20 protein-coding genes, 1 pseudogene and 1 riboswitch are annotated in these 18,576 nt (G+C 44.8%); of the genes and pseudogenes, 12 read left to right on the top strand and 9 right to left on the bottom strand.

Annotation, left to right across the window (positions count from 1 at the left end):
• Positions 1–93: 93 nt before the first annotated feature.
• The 4 genes from QFZ81_RS25325 to gloA2 all read left to right on the top strand — a co-directional run bounded on the left by QFZ81_RS25325 (position 94) and on the right by gloA2 (position 3,027).
• Positions 94–1,317 (top strand): MDR family MFS transporter, encoded by a 1,224-nt coding sequence (locus QFZ81_RS25325; RefSeq protein ID WP_307440364.1) that lies wholly within the window; start codon positions 94–96, stop codon positions 1,315–1,317.
• A 111-nt stretch (positions 1,318–1,428) separates the two neighbouring features.
• Positions 1,429–1,523, top strand: a riboswitch (cyclic di-GMP riboswitch).
• Between the two features lie 103 nt (positions 1,524–1,626).
• Positions 1,627–1,932, top strand: a complete 306-nt coding sequence (locus tag QFZ81_RS25320) for a hypothetical protein (RefSeq protein ID WP_307440366.1) — start codon at positions 1,627–1,629, stop codon at positions 1,930–1,932.
• A gap of 321 nt (positions 1,933–2,253) precedes the next feature.
• Complete coding sequence (locus tag QFZ81_RS25315) at positions 2,254–2,520, top strand: hypothetical protein (RefSeq protein ID WP_307605281.1); 267 nt, start codon at positions 2,254–2,256, stop codon at positions 2,518–2,520.
• 111 nt (positions 2,521–2,631) lie between these two features.
• Positions 2,632–3,027 (top strand): SMU1112c/YaeR family gloxylase I-like metalloprotein, encoded by a 396-nt coding sequence (gene gloA2, locus QFZ81_RS25310; RefSeq protein WP_307605280.1) that lies wholly within the window; start codon positions 2,632–2,634, stop codon positions 3,025–3,027.
• A gap of 192 nt (positions 3,028–3,219) precedes the next feature.
• On the opposite strand, the gene QFZ81_RS25305 is transcribed toward gloA2, so the two are convergent.
• A complete protein-coding gene (locus QFZ81_RS25305; protein WP_307605279.1) occupies positions 3,220–4,371 on the bottom strand; it encodes a THUMP domain-containing class I SAM-dependent RNA methyltransferase in 1,152 nt (383 codons plus the stop codon).
• 135 nt (positions 4,372–4,506) lie between these two features.
• Here QFZ81_RS25305 and QFZ81_RS25300 point away from each other — a divergent pair, with 135 nt between their 5' ends.
• Positions 4,507–5,142 (top strand): O-methyltransferase, encoded by a 636-nt coding sequence (locus QFZ81_RS25300; RefSeq protein WP_307605278.1) that lies wholly within the window; start codon positions 4,507–4,509, stop codon positions 5,140–5,142.
• Between the two features lie 149 nt (positions 5,143–5,291).
• Here QFZ81_RS25300 and QFZ81_RS25295 read toward each other — a convergent pair whose 3' ends face one another.
• Together QFZ81_RS25295 and QFZ81_RS25290 are read right to left on the bottom strand one after the other, a co-directional pair.
• Entirely contained in the window at positions 5,292–5,510 is a 219-nt protein-coding gene (locus QFZ81_RS25295; RefSeq protein ID WP_307605277.1) for a hypothetical protein, read from the bottom strand.
• Positions 5,511–5,586: 76 nt separating this feature from the next.
• Positions 5,587–6,360, bottom strand: coding sequence for a metallophosphoesterase family protein (locus QFZ81_RS25290; RefSeq protein WP_307440379.1), 774 nt, complete (start codon positions 6,358–6,360; stop codon positions 5,587–5,589).
• 154 nt (positions 6,361–6,514) lie between these two features.
• Between QFZ81_RS25290 and QFZ81_RS25285 the strand changes: the two genes are divergently transcribed.
• Positions 6,515–7,792: a CapA family protein gene (locus tag QFZ81_RS25285; RefSeq protein WP_307605276.1), complete on the top strand. Its 1,278-nt coding sequence runs from the start codon at positions 6,515–6,517 to the stop codon at positions 7,790–7,792.
• Positions 7,793–7,809: 17 nt separating this feature from the next.
• Entirely contained in the window at positions 7,810–8,436 is a 627-nt protein-coding gene (locus tag QFZ81_RS25280) for a fumarylacetoacetate hydrolase family protein (protein ID WP_307605275.1), read from the top strand.
• Between the two features lie 66 nt (positions 8,437–8,502).
• Here the strand turns inward: QFZ81_RS25280 and QFZ81_RS25275 are convergent, their stop codons facing one another.
• Positions 8,503–9,690, bottom strand: a complete 1,188-nt coding sequence (locus tag QFZ81_RS25275; RefSeq protein ID WP_307605274.1) for an HD domain-containing phosphohydrolase — start codon at positions 9,688–9,690, stop codon at positions 8,503–8,505.
• A gap of 206 nt (positions 9,691–9,896) precedes the next feature.
• Between QFZ81_RS25275 and QFZ81_RS25270 the strand changes: the two genes are divergently transcribed.
• Both QFZ81_RS25270 and QFZ81_RS25265 read left to right on the top strand, forming a co-directional pair.
• Positions 9,897–10,709, top strand: a complete 813-nt coding sequence (locus tag QFZ81_RS25270; protein WP_307440390.1) for a DUF92 domain-containing protein — start codon at positions 9,897–9,899, stop codon at positions 10,707–10,709.
• Between the two features lie 123 nt (positions 10,710–10,832).
• Positions 10,833–12,221 carry an IS1182 family transposase gene (locus QFZ81_RS25265; protein WP_307605273.1) on the top strand — a complete coding sequence of 463 codons (1,389 nt, stop codon included), beginning with the start codon at positions 10,833–10,835 and terminating at the stop codon, positions 12,219–12,221.
• A gap of 122 nt (positions 12,222–12,343) precedes the next feature.
• On the opposite strand, the gene QFZ81_RS25260 is transcribed toward QFZ81_RS25265, so the two are convergent.
• From QFZ81_RS25260 to QFZ81_RS25240, 5 genes and pseudogenes are all read right to left on the bottom strand, one after another.
• The gene (locus QFZ81_RS25260) at positions 12,344–12,661 is read right to left on the bottom strand and encodes a LapA family protein (protein ID WP_307440392.1); all 318 of its coding nucleotides are present in this window, start codon (positions 12,659–12,661) and stop codon (positions 12,344–12,346) included.
• A 64-nt stretch (positions 12,662–12,725) separates the two neighbouring features.
• Positions 12,726–14,517 (bottom strand): annotated as a pseudogene (pepF, locus tag QFZ81_RS25255) (oligoendopeptidase F).
• A gap of 248 nt (positions 14,518–14,765) precedes the next feature.
• A complete protein-coding gene (locus QFZ81_RS25250; protein ID WP_307440395.1) occupies positions 14,766–14,948 on the bottom strand; it encodes a hypothetical protein in 183 nt (60 codons plus the stop codon).
• An 88-nt stretch (positions 14,949–15,036) separates the two neighbouring features.
• Entirely contained in the window at positions 15,037–15,873 is an 837-nt protein-coding gene (locus tag QFZ81_RS25245) for a TerC family protein (protein ID WP_307440398.1), read from the bottom strand.
• A gap of 273 nt (positions 15,874–16,146) precedes the next feature.
• A complete protein-coding gene (locus QFZ81_RS25240; protein WP_307605272.1) occupies positions 16,147–16,413 on the bottom strand; it encodes a hypothetical protein in 267 nt (88 codons plus the stop codon).
• A 179-nt stretch (positions 16,414–16,592) separates the two neighbouring features.
• Between QFZ81_RS25240 and QFZ81_RS25235 the strand changes: the two genes are divergently transcribed.
• From QFZ81_RS25235 to QFZ81_RS25225, 3 genes are all read left to right on the top strand, one after another.
• On the top strand, positions 16,593–17,309 hold the full coding sequence (locus QFZ81_RS25235) for a class I SAM-dependent methyltransferase (protein ID WP_307605271.1): 717 nt from the start codon (positions 16,593–16,595) through the stop codon (positions 17,307–17,309).
• Positions 17,310–17,436: 127 nt separating this feature from the next.
• Entirely contained in the window at positions 17,437–17,634 is a 198-nt protein-coding gene (locus tag QFZ81_RS25230; RefSeq protein WP_028556542.1) for a cold shock domain-containing protein, read from the top strand.
• A 163-nt stretch (positions 17,635–17,797) separates the two neighbouring features.
• The gene (locus QFZ81_RS25225) at positions 17,798–18,538 is read left to right on the top strand and encodes a YebC/PmpR family DNA-binding transcriptional regulator (protein ID WP_307605270.1); all 741 of its coding nucleotides are present in this window, start codon (positions 17,798–17,800) and stop codon (positions 18,536–18,538) included.
• The last annotated feature ends 38 nt before the right edge of the window (positions 18,539–18,576 follow it).

Below are 18,576 nucleotides of genomic sequence, written 5' to 3'. Positions count from 1 at the left end.
GAGACACATATCGTCATTTTTCGTGTATAATTGGAATTCGGTGTCGATTTCTTTGACCTACGGTAAATTAAGCGGCGATAGGAGTCCTTTCAAATGAATCGGTTACGTGGTTTTCTAAGTTCTTATCATCCCATTGTACATACGTTAATTCTTGGAACCGTAATGGCTAGGGCTGCGTCCTCCATGAGTTTGCCTTTTCTCGCGATTTATTTAGCCAGGCATACGTCGATGAGTGCGGTGATGATCGGAATTGTCATCGGGATGGGTTCTTTGGCTGGAACCGTAGGCGGTTTTATAGGGGGCACCTTATCGGACCGATTCGGAAGACGTATTATCATGCTGGCTGCTCTTTTCGGCTGGGCGTTCGTGTTCTTAGGTTTCGGTATGGTTAAACTACCAATCCTGTTTATGCTGCTCAATATGCTGAACGGCTTGTGCCGATCTTTTTATGAGCCCGTGTCGCAGGCTTTGATGGCAGACCTCACAGAACCTGAGAAGAGACTTAAAGTATTTTCGATGCGGTACATGGCGATTAATGTTGGTGTTGCTGTTGGGCCACTTTTGGGTGCTTTTTTCGCTACGATGAACGGTGCGCTGCCTTTTCTCATCACTGGAATCATTTATTTTATTTATGCGGTCACCCTTTACGCACTGCTCATCGCGTTTGGCATCAAGAAAATCGAGGGTGAGAAGAAATCTTCGGTTACCTTTGGTTCTGCTTTGCGAGTGATTCGCAGTGATTTGACTTTTCGCTTGTATATCCTTGGCGGTATTATTGGAGCTATCGGTTACTCACAGGTGATGGTGACACTTTCGCAATATTTGGAGCAGAACTTTGTAGACGGTGTGAAAATGTTTGCGATCTTAATGAGTGTAAATGCGATCGTGGTTATTGCCATGCAGATTCCACTTACTCGTTTGGCAGAAAAGTACACGCCCCTCGCTGCGATTATATTTGGCAACCTAATGTTTGCGTTAGGGGATGTTGGCTTTGCATTCTCCCACTCGCTGGTATGGCTTATTATTTCGATGGGTATTTTCACCCTTGGTGAGATTCTAAATTACCCTGCTGCTAATATGTTGATTGACAAATTAGCTCCCGAGCAAATGCGTGGCACTTATTTTGGCGCTCAAACATTAACGAACATAGGCCACTTTATTGGGCCTTGGTTAGGTGGGTTTTTGCTCGTTTCTTATGGTGGGAATACGTTGTATGTTCTTATGGCTGTTCTTACAATTACGGGATCCATTTTCTATTGGAGAGGCACGATTCGTCAAATTACGGCGAAAAATACGTCGAAAAAAGAAAATTTTTGAAAAATATTGCAAAATTAGTTCTTTGGAACTATTCGATTTCAAATCGAGTTCCCGTATCCTTGAGAGTGTAGATATTTATTACTCTTAACTCTTCAGATATTTAGTAAGACATCTCGACAAAGGCAAAGCTGGCGAAAGCCAGTGACGCAAAGCTAAAGGGGCTTACTTGTCCTGCAAACCGGACTCGCAGCCAGCCAGCCGCCGAACGATTGGGTATCAACATCCGAACCCCTCCGATCGGTTCACTATGGTGGGGTTTTTTCTCTGTCATAACAAATTTATGTAAAAATAAAAGGAGGATCCAGCAGCATGCAGTCTGAAGGAATACTACAAGAAGAACAAAAAGTGACTTCGCTATGTGGTAATCATGTTGCCCGTTTGGTGCCTTCCTCGGATGGACCAAAGCTCATGATCAATCGGGAAGAATACGCGTTAAATGAGGCTTGTTGGGATGTTGAAATGTTTCACGGGAGAAACAATAGCATCTTGATTTTCTACTGGAAGGGCGAAGTTAAGCTTTCTGTAAAAATGCCGCCGATGTCGCAAATTGAAGCATTTTTGACAAGGCTTTATCAATGTTTATCATCCAAATTAAGAACGGTACAGCCTATCTAGGCGTACCGTTTTTTTTATTGCCAGCTGTAAGGGAATTGTAAAGACAAAATCATTGTCACAAATTGACACGAGCTGATGTAATGAATGTCAAATGTTTTAGTAGTGCTTTGGAACTGTTATTAGGGGGATACATAGCATTATTTTGGCCAATGTCCCTTATGTAGCAGGTTGTGGCTTGTGGTTCGATCATCATTCCAGTGAACTTGAGCGGATGGGTGAAAAGGTTGAATTTAAAGGGGAACCCGAATTGCGCCAAGTGCGGCACGTGTTGTTTATGATTACTATGGAGGGCGTGAGACCTTCGGCGATACCGATGATATTATGCGCGGGGTAGATAAAGCGGATTCGGCGCAGTTCAGCAAAGAAGATATTTTGAATCCGAGTGGATGGGATTTATTATCTTTTATCATGGATGCTCGAACGGGTTTAGGGCGATATCGCGATTATCGGATTAGTAATTATCAATTGATGGAAGATCTTGTGCAGCACTGTGCAACGATGTCCGTTCATGAGATTATGGAATTGCCGGATGTGAAAGAGCGTGTGGCGCGACCCAAGTTGACTATGTGCACGCTGAGGAAGTTTTGAAGAAAATTGTTGAAACAATGAGAACTGACGGATAAAATAAGTGAAACGGACCGCAGGAGGGGGAGTTCCCGGAATGCGATTTTTCACTAAATGGGGACAGGGGGGAATGGAGTGGAGTTAGAACAAATTCATCATGTGGCGATCATTAGCTCCAATTATGAGCGATCGAAACACTTCTATGTCGAATTACTTGGATTAACGGTCATACACGAAACGTATCGTGCAGAACGTGACTCCTATAAGTTGGATTTACGCATCGGGAAGACCGAACAGCAGATCGAGTTGTTTTCATTTCCGAACCCTCCGCTGCGAGTTAACCAGCCTGAGGCAAGGGGTCTTAGGCATCTGGCTTTTGTTGTGCCGAATATGGTACAAAGCGTTAAGGAACTTGAGAGCAAGGGGATTGCGGTAGAACCGGTGCGGATTGACCCTATTACCGGTGACCAATATACTTTTTTTGCAGATCCGGATGGACTGCCCTTGGAGTTGGTGGAACATGCGAAATGATCACCAAGAAAGGACAGAACAGGAGCCGAAGCTGCGGTTTGCCAAAGGCTGCCTATGGAGTTTTCTTGTGTCCATTCCCCTATGGGCGTTGTTGATTTGGTTTTTGTTTATAAAATAAAATCCCTCACTAGCTTGGTCTGACCCACTGCATGCATGCAGTTAGGTCGGATGAGCCGTTGAGGGATTTTTATTTTACTTGTCCGTTTGTCTGCGCGGTGGCAATGGTCCAAGATACTGGAATAGGTTGCATTCGATCCGTCCATTAAATAGTTTACGCTTCTTATCCGCGCGGCGGTTCATATAGTGCTCGAGCTGTGTGCTCGGGCTTAGGATAAACATGCTCCATGACGGCATGGGAGCAGTGAGTGCACCGAGTTGGCGCAGCGCCACCTCTACATCTTGCGCTTCACCAAGCCGCTCTCCATAGGGAGGGTTGGTGATCAAGCAGCCGTAGTCGCCGCGCGGTCGGGCTTTGGCTACTGGTTCCACGAGCAGCTTGAACTGCTTCGTCAAGCCGGCGGCCTTCGCGGCAGCCTCTGCCACTTCGATGGCAGAGGGATCGATGTCACTGCCGATGATGTTCAGCGGAACATCATCTTTAACAGCGTCGAAGGCTTCGTCGCGAGCCTTGTCCCACAGCTTGCGTGGGATATTGCCCCACGCCTCGCTAGGGAAGCTGCGCCGCAGTCCTGGCGCGATGTTCCATCCGATCATAGCTGCCTCGATCGGAATCGTTCCCGACCCGCAGAACGGGTCGTAGAGCGGTCTGTCGACCTTCCAGCGGCTCAGGAGGATCATCGCAGCCGCCATGGTCTCCTTGAGCGGCGCTTCGGTCACGAGCTTACGGTAGCCGCGCTTGTGCAGGCTGGCGCCGGTTGTGTCGATCGTCAGCGTTGCAATATCGTTCAGGAGTGCGACTTCGATGACGTAGCGAGCCCCGTTCTCAGGGAACCACTCCGTTCCGTAGCGAAGCTTCAGCTTCTCCACGACGGCTTTCTTCACGATTCCTTGGCAAGCGGGAACGCTAGATAATTGTGACTTATGGGAACGCCCTTCCACAGGGAATTCGGCATCGTTCGGAATCCAGTCCGGCCAAGCAAGCGCTTTGGTGCCTTCGAAAAGCTCATCGAAAGTCACGGCATTGAATTGGCCCATGTGTACCAAGATGCGATCAGCGGTTCTGAGCCAAAGATTGGTGCGGCAGATGGCCAGCTCGTCTCCAAGAAAACGGACACGACCATTCTCGATAGTCACCTCGTTGTAGCCAAGATCACGGATTTCGCGAGCAACGATGGCCTCAAGTCCCATTGGGCAAGTTGCGATTAGTTCAATTTGTTGTGGCATGTTTAGATTCCTTCCATCCGGGTTGTGCATCGCTCATAAAACTCATACAATTAACAAGTATAGGACAAATAGGTTACAGTTACAAACGATACACGCAAAGTGGAGGCATTGATGCTTTTCTAAGGAGGAAAAAACATGGAAACCATAACAGCCGAGAGCTATATGGAAGGTTTATACGAAGAAGATACAGTTCTAGAGCGAGTAAAGGAAGTCATACGCACCCATAATATGCCCGAAATATCGATTGCACCTGGATATGGCAGATTGCTCACTATGATGGTCACGATGATTGGCGCGACAAAGGTGTTGGAAATAGGTGCTTTGGGCGGTTATAGCGGGATTTGTTTGGCGAGAGGCTTGAAAGAAGGCGGCAAGCTGATTTCGCTTGAGTTAAAACAAGAATTTGCTGATGTAGCCAAGCAAAATTTAACTGAAGCGGGCCTTGGCGAGCTCGTTGAGTATCGGATTGGCGAAGCACTCGTTCACCTGAATGGGCTTCTTGAGCAGGGAGAGCGATTTGATTTCTTTTTTATCGATGCGGACAAGGTGAATTATCCGAATTATTTGGAGCTCGCAATTAAACTGGCGAATCCTGGTGCCATAATTGCAGGGGATAACACGCTGATGCGAGGAAAAGTCGTCGACGCGAACCAAACCAAAGCCTCGGTCCAAGCTATGCGTACCTTCAACCAGCTGATCGCCTCCGATCCGCGTTTGGAAAGCACCATCCTGCCAGCTTATGATGGCTTGGCTTTAGCGCGAGTGAAGTAACACGGTTTGTACAACATCACAGCGTATAATCTTTAGAACTTCCTCTTTGTACGGAAAAATGCTCTAAGCTAGCAATAGCTTAGAGCGTTTTTCATTGACAAATAATGTTCTGTGGTATTGGGTGAGCGAAGCTTACCCCTTATTTAACTTTAAGATGCTTTTTGATCTGGTATATGGAAGTCAGACTCGCTTAATTTGCCAGGAGTAATTGGTTTGATTTGCGTTAACGGAGGCACTGGTTGTGATGTGGTCCTAGGGTGAGTGACTTCTTGCTTCTTGAAAGAAATAGCACTGATGCCGTTCCAATAGATAAATAATAACTCTGCACATACGACGATCAAAACAATTTTACGCCAGTTCAGGCTCATGGATGGCATCCTCACTTTCAATGATACGCCTATATTATCATATTGTGGAAGGAATTCCCATGATTATTTTCACTCTTCATTTATGAACCAGACCTGTAGTAATCTCTAGTTCATAACGTTGACATTCCGGCATTTGTGCGGCGTAAGCCAAGCGAACAGCACATTCAATATCATAAGGAACACGCACGAATTGAATCGCAAACCCAGCTTGAACATTGCCTTCGGTTTCCCCCTCCAAAACGCAGTAGCAGGCTTGTGGAATGCCGTCATAGGGCGTTCCCACACTACCAACATTGAAGAGCATCAGTCCGCTGCTCGCGTGCTTCACAGAGCGTTTCTCCGATGGGTTTTTGATCGTTATGAGATAGGGAATATGAATGTCTCCGTAGCCGACAATATCAGGCTGTTTCCCATCTGTCGACTCACCTGTCATCTCCGTATTTTGAAACATTGCGAGACGTTCTTCCTTGGATGCTTTACGTTTCACTCTATGATAAACACTTTGCGCAGAAGCGTGGAACAGTCGGAACAATTTGCCGCTTACATTCAAATCAACGGAGAAAGGCAGCTGTTCCAAATAAGCGAGCCTATCCTCACCAAGCTGCTGCTGATGCCACAATCCTGCGGGCTGCTCCTGCGGAAGGGTAATCCCCAAATCCCAGTTTCCTTGAACAACAGATTCACATACCTCCTTGATACGGTCAACGACAGAAGCGGAATCAGGCCCTTTACCCACAAGGTCGCCCAAACATATAATGCGTTTAATTCCTCGACGTTCAATATCTAAAAGCACAGCTTCCAGTGCGGGTAAATTACCATGAATATCCGATATGATTGCGATTTTCTCCAACGTTTTCGTTCCCTTTCTCTGATAAACTCAAATGACCTTCGTTATGCTTCAGTTATACCACAAGGATTATGAATCTGAAAATGAGAGTCTCTTACTATTACCCAACGAGGGATTCTTCTGCTATAATTTGTAGGGGGAAAGGGGAATGTTTTGATTGGAATCCAGACAAGATCGTCACCGTAAACCGAAAAAAGAACGCTCTACGACCAAGAAGACCCCGCTCAAAGTAATTGGGGGACTCACGCTTGCCGCAGCAGCTTGTTTTGCTATTGGCATAGGCGCTTCCTATTGGACATCGAACAGTAAATCAGCAGAAGAGCAAGATTCAGCATCATCACCAGTGGCTAGTGTTTCGCCTGTTCCAACCAAACCAACGAATACAGCGAGCACAGCTAGTGCGGAGCCAAGCGCAAAGCCTAGCCCAGAGTCTACGGCAAAAGCCGTTATCTCGACTCCTGCTCCTAGCGCAACGAATAAGCCCACAATTAGTGGCGGGCAAGTGAAGTTAACTTTTGTGGGTGATGTGTTGATGGCCTCCAAAGTGGAAGATATTTTAAAGCAAAAAGGCTATGATTACCCCTACACGAATGTTAAAGACTTTCTAACCAAGCCTGATTATACGATTGCTAATTTAGAAACACCTATAACGACTAGAGGTACAGTTCAAAGTAAGGATTACGTCTATCGTTCTTCACCGATGGCATTACCTGCTTTGAAAGCTTCCGGTATTGATCTCGTTAATCTAGCGAACAACCATGTAATGGATTATGGTACGGAAGGTTTGCTAGACACGTTGGATGCCCTTGATCAAGAGGACGTTAAGCGAGTTGGAGCGGGCAAAGATTTAGAAGAAGCTTACCGACCGGTCATCGTGGAAAAAGAGGGTGTGAAGATTGCCTTCTTCGGCTTCAGCCGTGTCGTTCCTGAGGCTTCATGGAAAGCAGGTCCTGGCCATCCGGGTGTAGCTGAAACGTATAGCTACACGCTGCCGGTCGAAGCCATACAAAAAGCAAGAGAAAGTGCTGATCTGGTCGTTGTCGTTGCCCATTGGGGAGTAGAAAGAAGCGATAATCCGGATAAGTATCAGAAAGACCTGGCCCATCGCTACATCGATGCCGGTGCTGATCTGGTCGTGGGTGGTCATCCACATGTTTTACAAGGCTTTGAGCAATACAAAGGCAAATGGATTGCTTATAGTCTAGGCAATTTCATTTTTACAACCAATGATACCCCGAAGACTTGGGAGACGGTTATTCTAGAGGCTGCATGCTCTAAGGATAAACAATGCGATATCCACCTTGTGCCTATTTTGACCAAAGCAGCATTGCCTACACCCATGAGTACGGAAGATGGCGCAAAGCTCTTTCAGCGTTTGAGTAAAATCTCGATAGGTGCTCAAGTGGACGCTCAAGGAAATGTTAGCAAGAAATAAGAGGAGGAGCAATCAACATGACAGAAGCTGTTCGCAATATTTACTGCGTAGGTCGCAACTACCGGGCACATGCCGCCGAACTGGGGAATGATATTCCCGATCAACCCATGATTTTTACCAAGCCGACACATGCACTCGCCCCAATTAATGGGGGAGAGTTGACTCTTCCCGGTGATCAAGGTGAGATTCACTATGAAGCCGAGCTTGTCCTACATATCGCTAAGCCTTATATAGAAGGCATCCAAGTGGATGAGATTGTCGACAAGTATGCACTCGGCATTGACTTCACGCTTCGGGATGTTCAGAACGTCATTAAGAAGAAGGGGCAGCCATGGCTGCCTGCCAAAGGTTTTCTGAAGTCTGCACCAATCAGTACATTCCGACCATTCCCAGGCGCTTCAAAGCTGGCGGAAGCGAACTTCCAGCTTCGTCAGAATGGACAGGTTGTGCAGAACGGCAATATCAGTAATATGATCTTCGATCTTCAAACCATCATTGATTACATTGCAATGCATTATGGTTTAGGTGCTGGCGATATCATCTATACGGGGACTCCGGAAGGGGTAGGTCCTGTGCATCATGGTGATCGCTTGGAGCTAGAATGGGGAGAAGAAGTATTCGGAGCTGTTACGATTAACATTTAACAGATCAAAGGGCAGTCTCTTAAGGTCAATTATGACCTGAGAGAACTGCCCTTTATTTATCCTTGATTAAACTTCTGTTGGATCCTCTAAAGCAGCATCCGAATATTGCTCACGAACTCGAAGGATGGCCGGCCATTGTTGAAAAAATGCATCAACCACTTTCGGGTCAAAATGCTCGCCCTGCTCCTCTTTAAACAAAGTCAAAATCCGATCGAGCTCCCAAGCTTTTTTGTAAACACGCTCACTGCCGAGTGCATCGAATACGTCAGCAATCGCTGTAATTCGGCCATAGATGTGGATGTCCTCGCCTTTGATTCCGCGTGGGTATCCGCGCCCGTTCCATTTCTCATGATGCTCATAAGCGACAACAGCAGCCGTTTTCAGAATATGGCGATTGGAGTTCTTGAGCAGGTTATAGCCAATTAGCGTATGATTCTGCATCAATTTGAATTCTTCATCCGTTAATTTCCCTGGTTTGTTTAAGACACTATCAGGGATAGCCACCTTACCGATATCATGCATGGGCGAAGCCATTTTCAACAATTCAGCTTCTTCTTGACTCATACCTAATCCTAAGGCAAGGAGATATGAATATTCCGCAACACGCTTCACGTGATTTCCTGTCTCCTTGGACCTGCTCTCACCAATTTCCCCCATTCTAAAAATAATTTCCTTCTGCGTTTCCTCGATCTCGTTCGTAAGCAAAGCAGATTCTAGGGACTTACCCGCATAGGAGGAAGCTAACGTTAGATATTCCATGTCTTTATCTGAAAATTGTTCGCTTGCCGTCAACTTATTAATGGCTTGGTATGCACCCATAATTTGACCTTGGCTATTTCGGAATGGAATAACCATCATAGCTTTTGTGTGGTATCCTGTGTGTTGATCCATTTTCAAAGCCCCATTCACGAGATAGGACTTATATTCTTCATTCGTATAGGCATCATGAATAAATACGGCTTTATCATTCGTTACCGCATAGCCGACAAGACCAGCCGTACTAGGAATGCGAATTTCGTCGAGGCCATGAGCGACTTTGGACCATAACTCATTTTTGTTCGTATCAAGCAACCAAACCGTACATCGATCAGAGACAATCATTTCTCGTCCCATATCCGCCATCAGCATAAGTACATTGTCTAGGATTCGTTCGTTCGCAATTTTGGCTGCATAGTTAAAAATGACGCGCAGCATCTCCTGAGGATCCAGGTCACTTTTTAACTGGGACGTTATATCGATTTGTTCGTTCAACATGTCAGCCTCCTAACTTCACCGAACTTAGTTTACCATAAATTTCTTAGAAATTGGGTAACATCCTACTGAATTAACCGAATTTTTAGATGAATTTGTCGATGCTTAATAAATGTATAGTAAACATGAAGACTAGAATACGACTATGATACAATAAGAGAGATTTTTGAACGTTTAAAAAGGCAGGGAAGAAGATAGGAGTGCTATATGTGGAGTGGATTTGGGGTTTAGCGGGAAGCTTGATAATCGCAGGAGCGGCCTATTGGAAGGGATCCTTATCCTTATCGGGCTTGGCTGCTGCTGTGCTGCTCGGTACGTCGATGTTTGCACTGGGAAACTTAGCTTGGTTTGGGACACTTATCGCCTTCTTCGTATCTTCTACCTTATTGTCTAAACTCAAGCATCAACGTAAATCCGCAGCAGAAAGCGGTTATGCCAAAGGTGGAAGACGCGATGCCGGACAAGTTGCAGCAAATGGCGGTCTTGGTTTAATGCTATGTATAGGGAATGCGGTTTGGCACGATCCAGCTTGGTGGATTGTATTTATTGGGGTTATGGCAACCGTCAATGCAGACACTTGGGCTACGGAAATCGGTGGAATGAGTGTATCTACACCGCGTTCAATTATTAACGGCATGCGTGTTCCGGCTGGCACATCGGGTGGTGTAACGGGATTAGGACTGCTGGCTTCATTACTGGGAGGAGCATTCATTGGTTTGGTAAGTGGGTGGTTTAATCAGATAGGCGGCTCGGGATATAAGGTAGGGACACTTGCAGCGCTAATCATACTGGGTGCAGTTTCTGGCTTGATTGGTTCTTTGGCTGATTCTTGGCTCGGGGCGACGTTTCAAGTGATGTATCGGTGTAACGTTTGCGGGAAAACCATCGAGAAACAGCTTCATTGTGACCATAAAGCCACACAGATTCGCGGTATGAGATGGATGACAAATGACAATGTCAATGCAGTGTCCTCGCTAGTCGGAGGCATTGTGTGCTTAGCATTCAGTGTTTTGATATTTTAAAATAACTACAAAACAACCCTTCTGCAATCTGGGGCTGTTGACAAACACAATATTGAGAGGTTTTTGTAGAGACTGCGTAGAATTTAATTCTATGCAGTTTTTCTATTTGGAGGGATACCGATCATGATGGGGGTTAACGGAGATAAGCAGCACCAGTTTATTTTTTTAAACTTGGAGGATTATGTGCCAAAAGATCACTTGCTGCGAATTATTCAACGAGAAGTGGACGTCACTTTTATTTACGACAAAGTGAAGCATCTATATTCCCTCGTTGGTCGAAAATCTATTGATCCTGTGCTTCTCATGAAAATGATGCTCATCGGGTATTTATACGGAATTTCCTCTGAACGCAAGTTGGAAGAAGAAGTGAAAATGAATCTGGCGTATCGCTGGTTTTTAGGACTAGATCTCATGGAATCCGTTCTGGATCATTCTACTCTTAGTCAGAATCGTCGACGCCGGTTTAAAAACAGCTCTATCTTTCAAGAGATATTTGATCACATTGTGACATTATGCATACAAAAGGGAATTGTAACAGGCGATGTTATTGTAACGGATTCGACTCATGTTAAAGCGAGTGCATCGCTAAGCCATTCTGAAAAAGTAAAGGTGGACAAGAAACCATCGGAATACTTGGAGGAATTAGAAAAAGAGGCGCGGCGGCTTGAGAGTCAGCGGCAAGTAGAGCGCGATGCCGGAGGAAAGAAGAAGTGCGGGAGAGTCAAACAGGATCGCATGACTACCACTATCCAAACAGAAGTTACTCAAAGCCTGACGGATCCTGAGACTGGTCTGATGAATCGGCCCAAAAAGCCGATCGGATTCCATTTTCTTAGCCATACCAGTATCGACACGACCTACGGTATTATCACGGATATCCATGTAACTCCAGGTAATGTGAATGACCACGAACCCTACGCTGGGCGATTAGCTGCTCAGCAAGAAAGGTTTAATCTTGAAATTAAAAAGGTTTGTGCTGACAAAGGATACGACTGCGCAGTGGTGCATCACGCTTTAGAAAAGCAAAACATTGAAGGGTACATCTCACCAATCGTAAAAGAAAGCAGTATTGAGGCCATTGGAGGTAAACCATTCCAATATGATGAAGAATTAGACACTTACTTGTGTCCTGAAGGAAAGACATTGAAGTTTACGCATGTCGAGGGTGATGGAATGAAGACCCCTTATCGAAGTGTGTATGCGGCAAAGACCAAAGATTGCAAAGCATGCCCGCTGCGTGAACAATGTTTTGGAAAGTCGAAGAAATATCGAGTCATTCGGCGAACTCTTTTCCATGAAGCAACAGAACGCAACAAGGAACGGGCTAAGAGCGAAGAGTATCGGAACTTCAAGCGTCTTCGGAGTATTTGGTGCGAAGGCACATTCGGAATCATGAAACAATCTCACAATCTAAGCAGAACCTATAAACGGGGCATCCGTAACGCTACGGAACACTGCCTCTTTTCGGCGTTGGCGCTAAACATAAAACGAATGATTAAGGCGACAGTGTAGATGGAAATGTTGCTCTTCCATTCAACAAAAACTCTATAATACAGCAAAATGGGTTGAGGACAAGATCCTCAACCCATTTTGTCAACAGCCCCAATCTGTGCAGCAGGGTTGTTTTTGTATGCTTAATGAACCGTTGAACCACTTGGTTCGGTTTGCTCTTTATTATGCGCCGGTTGCGGGGGAGCAGGGGGGAACAAGGCATCCTGCAGCTGCTTTTCCAAATGTCGAACTTTGCGCTGCAGCTTGTACTGACGCACCATCCCGAAGAGGCCGACAATCAGACCGCCTAACAAGGTTGATGTTAAAATGACAAGGATCAGGGGTGTGGATGTCTGAGCAAACATGAAATTTACTTGAACCGGTTCGACGTTAATGACGGCAAAGACAGCCGTTATGAGGGCGAATACTAAAGCAGATATAAGAATCCATTGCATCTTCATCCATCATTCATCCTTTCACCTGAGAAAAGGTTGAAGGCATACGCCCTCAACCTTATTAGAACAATTACTTCGTTAACTCTTCCATTTGATCAAGCAGGGAGCTGAAGACACTCATCGCTTGCTTGATTGGTTCCGGTGTGGACATGTCTACACCGGCTTTTTTCAAGATGTTCAATGAGTAGTCACTGCCGCCGCTTTTTAAGAAGCCCAAGTAACGGTCTACGGCAGGCTGGCCTTCATCCAGAATTTGTTTCGCAAAACTGGTTGCAGCCGAGAAGCCAGTTGCATATTTGTACACATAGAAGCTGTTGTAGAAGTGAGGAATTCGAGCCCATTCCATCTCGATATCCTGATCCACGACCATGTCATTCCCATGGTACAGCTTATTCAAGCCATAGTAGATTTCACTGAATTCCTGTGGTGTCAGGGAATCTCCATTTTCTGATTTCTCATGTGTAATCATTTCGAATTCGGCAAACATCGTCTGACGGAATACCGTTTGTTCTGAACTGATCCGCGTAGTAAGTAAGCAAGTAAAGCTTTTCTTTCGGATCCGTTACGCGTTTCAATAAATAGTCCATGAGCAGTGCCTCATTAAGTGTAGAAGCGACTTCCGCAAGGAAAATCGTATACTGCGCATAGCGGTATTCTTGGTTCTCATCAGACAAATACGAATGAATGGCGTGACCCATTTCGTGTGTCAATGTGAACATGCTGTTCAAATTGTCCTTATGATTCAGAAGCACGTAAGGATGTGTGCCATAGGCACCCCAGCTATAAGCGCCGTTCCGCTTATTTTTGTTCTCATACACATCGATCCAATGGTTATCGAAGCCATCTTGAAGAATTTTCAAGTAGTTTTCGCCCAATGGGGCTAAGCTTTTCTTGATTTCTTCTTTAGCTTGCTGGTAGGTGATGTCCATCTTGAACTCTTCAACCAGCGGGGCAAAAAGGTCGTACATATGTAATTCATCGACTTTAAGCAGCTTCTTGCGGAGCTTCAGGTAACGCTGCAGCTGCGGCAAAGAATCGTGAATAGTGGAAATTAAGTTCGTATACACTTCTTTCTTAATATTGTCCCCAAATAGGGTAGATTCAAGAACGGAAGGGTATTTACGAGCTTTAGCATAGAAGATATTCTTATTAATATTTGCGCTAAGCGTTGCACCAATTGTATTCTTATTGTTGCGATAAGTTTCGTAGACAGCATGGAAGGCATTTTTTCGAACTTCGGCGTTGCGGCTCTCTAGGAATTGAATGTAACTTCCATGAGTAAGTTCGACTTCTTCACCTTTTTCGTTCTTAATTTTTGGGAATTTCAAATCGGCATTGTTCAGCATACCGAAGATGGTGCTTGGCGCTCCGGCCATGTTACCCGCTTGAGCAAGCAGAGCTTCCTGATCCTTGGACAGCGTATGCGGCTTCTGGCGAATCATTTCTTCGAGTGTGTCCTTATAGAAAGATAAAGAAGGATCTTCCACCAGCTGCTTAAGCTTTTCATCCGATAAACTGAGAATTTCTGGTGAAACAAAGGAGAGCGCTTCTCCTACTTCGACACTAATTTTTTTTGCTTTATCAGATAAGGCCTGGTAGGTTGGTTCTGCTGTATCTTCATGGTGCTTCATGTTGGCATAAACATACAGTTTTTCTGTTTTCACAGAGACTTCATCTTCCAACTGGAAACACTGCTTTACCGTAGCGGGATCGCTTAGTTTTCCTTGGAAGGCGCTGATTTTGCCAAGCGAGTTTTTCACATTCTGAAATTCCTGTTCCCAAGCCTTCTGATCGGCAAATAAATCCTCTAGATTCCATCGGTGCTCGGCCGGTACTTGCTTGCGTTCCAATATTTGAGTCATCGGAGCCCTCCTGTCCTTGTTTTGAGATTGGGGTAATCGGTTATCTTTGGCATGTAATTCGGCTGCTGGGATCGAGCTTAGAAGAAGTCCCATTGCCGCAGTCACATAGATCCAGCGCATTACGGTCACGCTCCCGGCATATTCCCACATGGGATGTGCTTGATAAAATCCCATAACATGGTTTTCACCTAGTATGACCGTTAACCCATTCATTTATGATTATATGAAAAAGCTGGAAGGAAGTAAATTTACATTCCGGCTCCAAAGAAGCTAATTAAGATAAGTACAAACGATAACGAGACCATGATAATCGCCAGTAAGGCTAGGTACCGTTTCATTTGTGCCGGAAGGCTGTCTTTTTTCATAATCAAAATGATGGCTAGGCAGAAGGATACGAGTACAAATGTGATGATAGATCCAGAATCGGTCATTGTTGAATCATCCTTATCCCTATAGAGTATGACAATTGCTAACTAACGCATGATAGTAACTTTCGCTGTGCAAATCAAAACTCCTTTATCAGCCAGCATGCTGCATCGTTTCATCAGGATCTTCATCATCCTCCGCTTTGACCAATATGAATTTGCCGCGAGAATCCATTTTGACGGTAAACCGATCTTCGGCAGCAATCTGTGCTTCATCGCTTAATTCCTTAGGAAGTGTAAGCTGACCGCTGTCCCCAACTTCGACCTGGTAGCCAATCATTTTCGACCATTTGCCTGCTGCAAGCACAACTACGATGAGCAAACCAATAAATAACCATTTGCCAAGCGGATTTGAGTTGAAATAAGGGGCAAGGAACTTCTCGCCAGTAATCATTTTTCCAGCGGTTAATACGAGCACACCTGCACCGATGTATAGGATCGACGGATACTTCTCAATCCATTTGATGAACAGCGTACTGCCCCAAACAACGATAGGTACACTAACCAGTAGCCCGATAATGACAAGTACGAAGTTACCGTGAGCAGCGCCAGCTACTGCGATGACATTATCAAGACCCATCACGGCATCAGCCACAATAATTGTGCGAATAGCTGCCCAGATGCCATCCTTGGCCTTAATGTCTCCGTGATTCTTCTTTTCACTAAGCAGTTTATACGAAATCCAGAGGAGAAGAATACCGCCGGCCAGTAGAAGACCAGGAATTTTCAGAAGAGTAACGACAGCCATTGTTGCTAGAGCACGAATGATGATGGCGCCTATCGTACCCAATAGAATGACTTGTTTTTGTGTTTCTTTTTTCAAATTACGAGCAGCCATACCGATAACGATCGCGTTATCTCCCGCAAGTACCAAATCAATGAGAATAATGCTGAGCAGTGAGACGAAGAAACCTGTTGATAACCAATCCATGAGCGAACACTCCCTTTAGCGTATTTTTGAAAAAAATAGAGCCTAGCACCGGTGACCGGTGAAGGCTCTAATTCATCAAAAAAGACCTTCACCAATAAACATGGCAAAGGTCTTGCTAACAACGTTGTCGTTGCCAATAAAGCCGGGACCTGATGAGGATCCGAATTGACGACTTTACTGTATCAGCTACTCCCCTTTGGAGTGATACGTATGAACTTATAAGTTAATTATAAGAAGGGTGGATGTGAAAGTCAAGGCATTTGGACCAAAGATTTAAACTTCTTTGAAAGCATCCATGATGGCTTGCCATTCTTCATCTGTGCCTTGGAATTTGTCTTTGGCAAACCGCTCACTGGCCCAGTGTAACATAGCTGGTCGTCCGATGAAGGTGTGGCACTCTTCGCCCCATTGATCGGTTATTTCGGTCAGTACGATTTTGCTGCCTTGTACCTCGACATTCAGCATGTTCCATTTATCTTTTTTGTAAATAACGTGTTTCTTGAAAGGTTGATTTGACACTTGTTTTCCTCGTTTCTGCATTGAGCTCAAAGATATAAGCAATCGTACCACAAAAAGTGGCGATTTCCAAACAAGCAGCTGTCAATTTCTTGTTGCCTCCAATCATGGTCCTATGATAAAATCCTCCTAATCCTTTCCATAGGGAATGGGTTATGAGGCAGTTAGGCAGGGCCAAAGAGTTGAGCAGAGGAGAGATGAGCATGGAACAAAAGCGTATTTATGAGCAAGTTGGGGTTGCGATGACCTCAAGATCGTACGCAGAATATGAGAAAATGTTTATTTTGCAGACGGAAAATTTAATTGGTAAGCGAGTCTTAGATGTTGCCGGCGGTGCATCTTCCTTTACGGTAGAAGCGCAGCAGCTAGGTATATTCTCAGAAGCGGTTGATCCTCTGTATGAGAAGTGTGCAGATGCGATTGCAGAGCATGGATTGCAAGAAATCGAGCTTGTTGCAGCCAAAATGGAAAAATTAGTAGATGTGTATGATTGGACGTATTATGGTTCTGTTGACAAACACAAAGCTGGACGCATTAAAGGCCTCAAGCAGTTTGTAAATGATTTCTCGAGTAAAGATACAGCTTCCAGGTATCATGCTGGTTGTCTTCCTTCACTTCCATTTGCCGAAGCGAGCTTTGATCTCGTTTTATGCAGTCATTTTCTCTTTCTATATGAAGAACAATTCGACTACGCTTTTCATCGGGCAGCTGTTAAGGAACTGCTTCGTGCTTGTAAGCCTGGTGGCGAAGTGCGTATTTATCCGTTATTGAATTTTCGGCAAGCCGAATATAGCAAGCTTTCAAAATTAATAAATGAGCTCACAAATGAAGGATATTTGGTACGAAAAAGGGAAGCTAGACTGCCTTTTTTGCCAAATTCTCATCAATATTTAAGCATAATTAAACACCCCTCTGCATAGTGGAAATCGTTGGTACATCAACAAATATTAGCTTATCCACACTGTTTTTTTCGTTGATTTATCCCCTTGATAATGGTATAATTTCCTTATTCGTCATAGATGGCGATATTTTTAGGAGGTTGTTCATTTGAAGGGTACAGTTAAATGGTTTAACGCAGAAAAAGGCTACGGTTTCATTTCTGTTGATGGAGGCGACGATGTATTCGTTCACTTCTCCGCAATTCAGGGCGAAGGATTCAAAACATTAGAAGAAGGCCAATCCGTTGAGTTTGATATTACTCAAGGTAACCGTGGTCCTCAAGCAGCTAACGTCACCAAATTATAAGAAACTGGGACTTCCCACTTATAAATAGAGTGTCATAGCACAAAACAACAAAAGACAGTGCCCGAATCCACTCGGGGCTGTCTTTTTTGCGATTCTTCTTTGACCGCAAAGGGGCTGGATGGTAAGCTAGAGTGGCAAAATGATAAGGGGAGCGTTTAAACCGATGAAATTCAAATTGTTTAAAGACCGCAAAGGAAAAGCCGATCAGGCCAAAAATAATCAGTTTGTTAAATTGGGTCGTGAGATTTATGTTGCTGCCCGCAAAGGCGGATCCAATCCGGATGCTAACTATGCTTTGAAAACAGCCATTATGAATGCACGCCAGGTTCAAATGCCTAATGATAATATCGAACGTGCCATTAAGAAAGCCACTGGTGACGGCGATAACGTTGAATACGAAGAAATTTTCTATGAGGGATATGGCCCAGGAGGAGTAGCCATCATGGTCAAATGCCTAACGGATAATCGCAATCGTTCAGCTGCGGATGTTCGTTCTGTGTTTAATAAACGCGGAGGTAACATGGGTGAATCTGGCTGTGTAGCGTATATGTTTGATGAGAAAGGTGTTCTTGTACTGAACCGTGAGGAGTTTGAAGTCGAAGAGGACGAGCTAATGCTGCAAGTTCTGGATGCAGGCGCAGAAGATTTGACGACTTCGGAAGAGTGCTTTGAAATTATTACACATCCGCATGAAATCGAAAGCGTCAAAAATGCGCTTGAGAAGGAAGGCTTCCGTTTCAGCTCTGCAGCAGTTCGTTGGATTCCACAGAATACGGTTAATGTGGATGGCGAAAACGCTGAGAAACTACTTAAAATGATGGATGCCTTTGATGATAATGATGATGTGCAGGACGTATTTGCTAATTTCGAGATTAGTGAAGAAGAAATGCAACGTATCGGTTAAGACGATTGAAAATAGCCTGTACACTTCCCTTGAGGAAA

The sequence above is a fragment of the Paenibacillus sp. V4I9 genome (assembly GCF_030817295.1).
Lineage (GTDB): Bacteria > Bacillota > Bacilli > Paenibacillales > NBRC-103111 > Paenibacillus_E.
Note: the sequence above shows the minus strand (reverse complement) of the source record. Positions and strands in the feature narration are given on the sequence as shown.

Coding starts and splice junctions, on each gene's coding strand:
- QFZ81_RS25280 (WP_307605275.1), top strand. CDS start 7,810: ATGACAGAAGCTGTTCGCAATATTTACTGCGTAGGTCGCAACTACCGG.
- QFZ81_RS25305 (WP_307605279.1), bottom strand. CDS start 4,371: ATGCCACAACAAATTGAACTAATCGCAACTTGCCCAATGGGACTTGAG.
- QFZ81_RS25295 (WP_307605277.1), bottom strand. CDS start 5,510: ATGAGCCTGAACTGGCGTAAAATTGTTTTGATCGTCGTATGTGCAGAG.
- QFZ81_RS25325 (WP_307440364.1), top strand. CDS start 94: ATGAATCGGTTACGTGGTTTTCTAAGTTCTTATCATCCCATTGTACAT.
- QFZ81_RS25260 (WP_307440392.1), bottom strand. CDS start 12,661: ATGAAGATGCAATGGATTCTTATATCTGCTTTAGTATTCGCCCTCATA.
- QFZ81_RS25300 (WP_307605278.1), top strand. CDS start 4,507: ATGGAAACCATAACAGCCGAGAGCTATATGGAAGGTTTATACGAAGAA.
- QFZ81_RS25265 (WP_307605273.1), top strand. CDS start 10,833: ATGATGGGGGTTAACGGAGATAAGCAGCACCAGTTTATTTTTTTAAAC.
- QFZ81_RS25245 (WP_307440398.1), bottom strand. CDS start 15,873: ATGGATTGGTTATCAACAGGTTTCTTCGTCTCACTGCTCAGCATTATT.
- QFZ81_RS25250 (WP_307440395.1), bottom strand. CDS start 14,948: ATGACCGATTCTGGATCTATCATCACATTTGTACTCGTATCCTTCTGC.
- QFZ81_RS25235 (WP_307605271.1), top strand. CDS start 16,593: ATGGAACAAAAGCGTATTTATGAGCAAGTTGGGGTTGCGATGACCTCA.
- QFZ81_RS25320 (WP_307440366.1), top strand. CDS start 1,627: ATGCAGTCTGAAGGAATACTACAAGAAGAACAAAAAGTGACTTCGCTA.
- QFZ81_RS25225 (WP_307605270.1), top strand. CDS start 17,798: ATGAAATTCAAATTGTTTAAAGACCGCAAAGGAAAAGCCGATCAGGCC.
- QFZ81_RS25240 (WP_307605272.1), bottom strand. CDS start 16,413: ATGCAGAAACGAGGAAAACAAGTGTCAAATCAACCTTTCAAGAAACAC.
- QFZ81_RS25315 (WP_307605281.1), top strand. CDS start 2,254: ATGCGCGGGGTAGATAAAGCGGATTCGGCGCAGTTCAGCAAAGAAGAT.
- QFZ81_RS25275 (WP_307605274.1), bottom strand. CDS start 9,690: ATGTTGAACGAACAAATCGATATAACGTCCCAGTTAAAAAGTGACCTG.